5 protein-coding genes are annotated in these 6,214 nt (G+C 30.9%); all 5 read right to left on the bottom strand.

Translation table 11 applies throughout. From position 1 onward, the window contains the following. On the bottom strand, positions 1-944 hold a 944-nt coding region (locus AEQU1_RS16150; RefSeq protein ID WP_146743771.1), incomplete at its 3' end, for a GNAT family N-acetyltransferase. After that, positions 941-1,936 (bottom strand): polysaccharide deacetylase family protein, encoded by a 996-nt coding sequence (locus AEQU1_RS16145; protein WP_111882753.1) that lies wholly within the window; start codon positions 1,934-1,936, stop codon positions 941-943. The genes AEQU1_RS16145 and AEQU1_RS16150, both read right to left, overlap by 4 nt. Before the next feature lie 79 nt (positions 1,937-2,015). Next, positions 2,016-3,818 carry a hypothetical protein gene (locus AEQU1_RS16140; RefSeq protein WP_111882751.1) on the bottom strand — a complete coding sequence of 601 codons (1,803 nt, stop codon included), beginning with the start codon at positions 3,816-3,818 and terminating at the stop codon, positions 2,016-2,018. Between the two features lie 1,229 nt (positions 3,819-5,047). Beyond that, positions 5,048-5,221, bottom strand: a complete 174-nt coding sequence (locus AEQU1_RS16400) for a DUF6804 family protein (RefSeq protein ID WP_309300269.1) — start codon at positions 5,219-5,221, stop codon at positions 5,048-5,050. Between the two features lie 4 nt (positions 5,222-5,225). Then, complete coding sequence (locus AEQU1_RS16135; RefSeq protein WP_111882749.1) at positions 5,226-6,161, bottom strand: endonuclease/exonuclease/phosphatase family protein; 936 nt, start codon at positions 6,159-6,161, stop codon at positions 5,226-5,228. Between the last annotated feature and the right edge of the window lie 53 nt (positions 6,162-6,214).

Genomic DNA, 6,214 nt, shown 5'->3' with positions numbered 1-6,214 from the left:
CTAATATTCTGTTCTATACATTGTAATTTTATTATGTTGCATAGTGTATCTAAATTAATATTTGAAGGGTAATATGCAAATAAAACCTTACAAGTATTTTTTCTTATTTGAAGTACTAAGAAACCGATGCATGTTTCTTTTAAACACACTTTTATATAATATATATTAAACCGTTTATCATACATTGAAAATGCATATCTATCTTTATTGGTAAATGATAATAATGGCGCTTCTTGGACCCAATAAAAATTCTTAAGCCATTGAAAAAAAGAAATTTCCTTATGCGAAAGATTGTTTATATTTTGATTGGAGATTAAGGCAAATGATTCAGTATCGGGTTTGATTAGATATTCCAATGTTACTTTTCTAAGTTTATTTTTAATAATTATTTTACTAATACCTAATTTCACATTAATAAAAAGATTCATTACTCCATCAAAAAAATTAAAAATGTCTTCATACGGTTTAGTTGAAGGAAATATTAAAGGAATTGTTTCACTTAAATTACTTCTTAAAACAGCTTTTATCCCTTTACTTTTTTTGAGGGTCGTAAAATAATTGGACCTATCATAGACTCTTTTTGCACTTTCAGTAAATTGGGAAATACCGATCTTACCAGAGTTTAAATTATACATTTTGGTCAACAGTTCTCTACCAATACCTTTCCCCTTAGTTTTTGGATGCATCCACCAGGTTGAAAGCCAACCAATTTTTTCTTCAATATTATCCAAAGTAATTTTATCCATAAAAACGCCCATATAACCAACCATTTCATCATTAAGATAGGCTATCAACAAAACAACATCGTTGTCTGCACAATTGGGATTTTCATAGTGAGCCCAGAGTCGATGCTTACTGATTGGCAAAAAATCTGATTGCCAAATGGATTTATTTTCAAATAAATAAGGAATATCTTTTTTCAATATTTTCTTTATCTCCATCATTTCCTTTTGATAACATATTTGCCAATAAATCTATTATATTGCTTATATAAATTTTCTGTTATAATTTGGCGACTTCCTAGTTTATTAGGTTTTTCCAAAGAAAAACGTTGTATTATACGATCGCTAATATCTTTTTTAAGACCAGAATTACCAAAAAGCAATAAATCTTTATCATATTTAAACAAATCATTTATTACTTTTTTTGAAATCTTTTTGTCTGAAAATGGAAAAGCAAAAAAAGAATATTTTATATCAAAATTTGATTTTAACCATTCAATTGAATTAATTATTTCTTTTTTTTGTTCAAATTCTGACAAAGCAGTAAGTGGAGGATGCGACATTGTATGACCCCCAAAATAAAATCCGTCTGCTACCATAGTTTTAATCTGATTTTTTGTGAGGTAGGGCTTAACATTTTCTAAATAAGCATCAATATCAATTTTAAATACTGAAAGCAATTCATTTATTTTGTCTCTTTCTGTATATGATATTTTCTTGATTTTATCAATTAAATCTTCTTTGGAATTGAAGTCTAAATAAATCTTATCTCTTGCTTGAATAATAAAGTTGTCATCCGCTTTGAGGGTTTTAAGTTTTTCTAGTAAAAGGCTCAACCCATGCTTATACATTATAGTCTTATTATCAATATAATCAGGGTTTATGAAAAAAACTGCCTTTATTTTTCTTTCTTTTAATATTGGATATACATCAGTATAAACTTGACTCAGTCCGTCGTCAAAACTTAATAGGAATGAGTTAGGCGGTATTTTTTTTCTAATAATATCCTTAGGATCTAATTGATGATAATTTTCAAGTAGGAAGTTTAAGTCCTCTATAAATTGTTGTCGATTTTTAAATTTGTAAAGATGCTTTATATGAAAAATTTCTTTATCATCAACAACATGATAATACGGAAAAATTGGTTGACTTTTAAAATAATTAATAAATTTTGGATTGGAAAAAGTGTATAATGTGTTTTTTATTATTCCCATTTTAAGACAATTTAAGCCGTTATTTATATGTCTAGTCCTAAATAACCGATACAGGTTATTTAGGACTAGACAAAATAAACTATTTAAAAATTATTTGCTTGCTATCAACAACCTTACCATTGACAACGAGGGCTAAAATATATGTTCCTGATGAATAATTCTTTCTTTCTATTATTTTTTTTACGCCCCGATTCCTTTCTTGTATGTTAATATTACTTAAAGTTATGCCTGAAATGCTATTTAATAGCAACTTAACATCTTGAGCCATTGCATCAATATTTAGAATAACATTCACATCATTCATTGTGGGATTAGGATTAATAGATACAATTTTAGAATAGAGATATTTTTCTTTCTCATTATTCTTTAAAATGCCATTTAAAATATCCTGAAGTTTATTTATTTGTTCTTGTTGTTTTTGAACAACGCTTGATAAATTCTCAATTTCCTCTTTTAAAGCAGAACTACCGTCTCTTTTTTTATACACATAACCATCGTTATCGATTCCGAGTGTAAAATTGGTTTTATCACTTGGTAAATCTTCAAAACGAGCTGATCCTTTTGAGTGTAAATTTGCCGATGGTGTTAGAGTATTAACACCTACATAACCATTAGAGTCATCTACAAAAATTCTCGTAACTCCATTGGTTTGAAGTTTTAAATCTTTATCTGCGGGTACTATGGAATTTGAAGAAGTAAGAATACCTCCATTTATTTCAATTTTTTTATTAAACCTAAAGGCAGAACGATCAGTATCAAATCCTGAATTTTGAGAATTCTTTGGCCCTATGTCAATATAACCCGCTGTGGTATTTATACGTAATGCTCCCGAGGTTTGATTTCCTCTAATATTTCCATTAATATGTAAAACTTCCTGTGGATTGTTAAGACCTATTCCAATAAAACCATTATTACTATCCGCAAAAATTCTGGTAACACCATTTGTTTGAAGTTTTAAATCCATATCTGTTGGTACAAAGGAAGCTGAAGAAGTAAGTGTCCCGCCATATATTTCGATTTGTTTATTAAATCTGAAAGCAGAACGATCTGTGTCAAATCCTGAATTTTGAGAACTTTTTGGTCCTATATCTACGTAACCATTAGAAGTTTGCACGCGCAATGCACCTCCGGTTTGATTTCCTCTAATATTTCCATTAATATGTAAAGCTTCTTGTGGATTTGAAAGTCCTATTCCGACATTTCCATTATCAAAAACTGAACTACACTCTAAACCTGTAGATCCATTTTTTGTTAGAAAATTTAAGGAAGAACAATTATTTGTAGTCCCTCCACCGATGGTTGATATAAGTTGTCTTTTAATATTTCCATTCGAGTCGCTTGTTAGTACATAGGGATCTGTTGTAGTATTTGTAAGTCCTTCAAAACGAACAGTTCCATCTACATGAAGCTTGGCGGAAGGGTTTATTGTTCCGATTCCCAGGTTTCCATTAGCAATCAATCTCATTAATTGAGTATCTCCATTTTCCCAACTGAATAGTGGTCTAGTTGAAACATTACTGGAAGTAGGTCCCCAAGGAAATACTGAATTTGAAGAAGGCGCACTTAAATTAATATTGTTCCTTATTTCAGATCTAAAAACCATCAAAGGTAAAGATCCATTATCATTAGAAGATGTAGTGCTAGCAAAAACTCTTAAGGAATATCTGTTGTCAGATTGTTGATGTGCCCAAATGCTGGGTATAAATGAATTATCGTATTGAGTGGAGTTAGTGATTTCAAGAAAATCATTTGTTACATCTGTAACACGAAAATTTGCAACTCTTTCAGCACTGCCATTTGATGTTGCAATGTGAGTGTAGGGGATTTGCGAGTAGATAAACTGACTCATTGCGAGGGTTAAAATAAGAATAATTTTTTTCATAATTTTAGATTTAGGGTTATTTATTAAATTCAATTATAGAGTGAATATAATAAAAATTAGGCATAAATATTAAAATTATGTTAACATTATAGTATGTTTTTGGCATAATATTTAAAAATGTAAAATATTTCCTGTTTAAAATTGTAAATGCTTAAACTGAATGAGAATGTTTCTTTGGCCTCAGAAAACTTTGGTAAAACAATAGGGGAGGGAGCGTTAAGCACTTTAGGGTGTTAGTACTACATATTCTTAATTTGATAAAAGTTTAATGGCAGTTCAAGGCAGTCTTAAGACATTCCAAGCTTTCCTAAAGTGTAGCGAGCGACCCGTACATTGTTTCCAAAGTATTCTGAAGCCTTGATTTTTTGTTTCTTTTTCATCAAGGAAAAAGAAAGGCTAAACAATAATGTAGTAACAAGTTTTCAATTTTAGTTCCAGAATTTAATAAATGTACTAAACCAAAAAAATAATCAACAAAAGAACGAAACGAGTAAGGGTAAAGAAATTTATGATTGGATGGAGTGCTGGGATAAATTTTTTACTCTTACGGGAAGCTATCCCAAATGTTCCTGAAAACTTTTTATAGCTATGTAATTCTTAAAAGAACTAAATAATCAGTTAAGACGAATGTTTGCTTTTGTGCGGCTGTCTGGAAAGTAACAAATAATAAAACCATTTCTGCATAATCTGAAAGAGCAAAATTATTCAAGCAAGCACAATGTGCGCGGCAATTTTACATAGCGTCTAATTATAGAACATACCAACGGACACTTGAAATCAGACGAAAACCAAAAAGTTTAATGACCCCCAACGGATTTTAAATGAAGCGTACTGAACATTCTGGGATATTTTACATAATATAGAATTATAGCAACATAGCACAATCTTTAATGGGAATTACAGAATAACCTTTTTGTTCTATAATGTCTGCGTTATGTAACTTTGCTTTGGAAAAAAGCAAAGTTTATCTGCACAATGTTTCTTTAAAAAAGTTTTCTTTCCAAAAGTTTCTTTTAAGATGTAGTGGAACACTCTTTTTTGCGTAGGGCAGAGGTCGGGAGGAAAAGTGTGTGGAATGGGATATTAAGACCAATGCCTTTTAGTGAAGTATCTATGGAGTATGTATGGAGTATCTATGAAGTATCTATGGAGTTGTCCCGTCCTAAAATAACTAAACAGGTTAAAGAATAGAGTGACCAAATTATTTATAATTGAATATTGACTTGTTTTTAAATAGAGTTGTTAATAGGCTGTATTGCTATCAAGTTGATGGCTTGATAAGCTAAAATTCCGAAACCTATCAATGTCAAGAAACGAATCATCTCGTAAAACCCGTAAGACATTTTTAGGAGGCAGACCAAAAGCAGGATTGCGAGAATTAATATGATAATTTTAAAGAGCAAATGATTATTTAAGTTTAAATTCCATAAAAATGGGTAAATGATCTGAGATTCCCCGAGTCCTTTCAAGTTTTTGACAAGAACCGACAATGTCTATACTTCCCGACTGTATTCGCTCGATACTTGAAGCGAAATAAATATTGTCAATAGCATGATTAAGATAGTTGTCGTTTTTGCATTTCATTTTTAATGTGGTGGGCGTATCTTGTAAAGCACTTTTAAAACCATTTCTATAAAAGGGCTTCCAAACTTGATGTTTTTCGTCCAAGTTAAAATCACCAGCAATAATAATTCGATTTGATTTTATACGATCCGGATAATCCAAGAAATGAATGATTTCCTCTTCCGGTCTGTCATTGAACTTGCGTGAATGAAAGGTGATGACATAAAAAGGATCTGATTCCCCCTTAAGTTTAAAGGTGGCGATATAAGGTTCGCGGTTACATATATCTTCCAGTTCTTTATCTAAATAGGCCTGATGAATCAAGCTTACTTTTGATGTCTTCCAAAGGAAAGCATAGCGTTCGCTTATATAAACTGAGGGACTCTTGGTAGGGTCACTTACTTGATAATCCCATTTTGAACCCATTCGATTAAGTTCGTCGGCAATTTTTGCAACAGCTTGTGCACCAGCAGGGTCTTTAGCTACTACTTCCTGTATTGCTACTATATCAAAGTTTCTTAGGATGTTTGCAATCTCATTTAATTCCACTGCGTTTTTTGTGCTGCCTAGATCCTGAATATTCCAAGAAGCTAGGGTCAATGATTTTGATTTTAAAGAATTTTCTTTTCTAATAGGTTCAACAATGAATGTTTGTTGAACATTCTTAATGCTGTCGTTGTTAGCGGCGGTGGCCTTTGAGTCTTCATTACGCCCATTACAACCAGAGCTTAAGAATATAATGACTAAGAAAAATAATAATCTATTTAAAAACAATTTCATATACGTTAAATATATTATCAATTTGTAAAATTTATAAATAGTCAACACAACAT

The sequence above is a fragment of the Aequorivita sp. CIP111184 genome (assembly GCF_900489465.1).
Classification (GTDB): domain Bacteria; phylum Bacteroidota; class Bacteroidia; order Flavobacteriales; family Flavobacteriaceae; genus Aequorivita.
The sequence above is the reverse complement of the archived record's forward strand: the minus strand, read 5'-3'. Positions and strand labels throughout refer to the sequence as shown.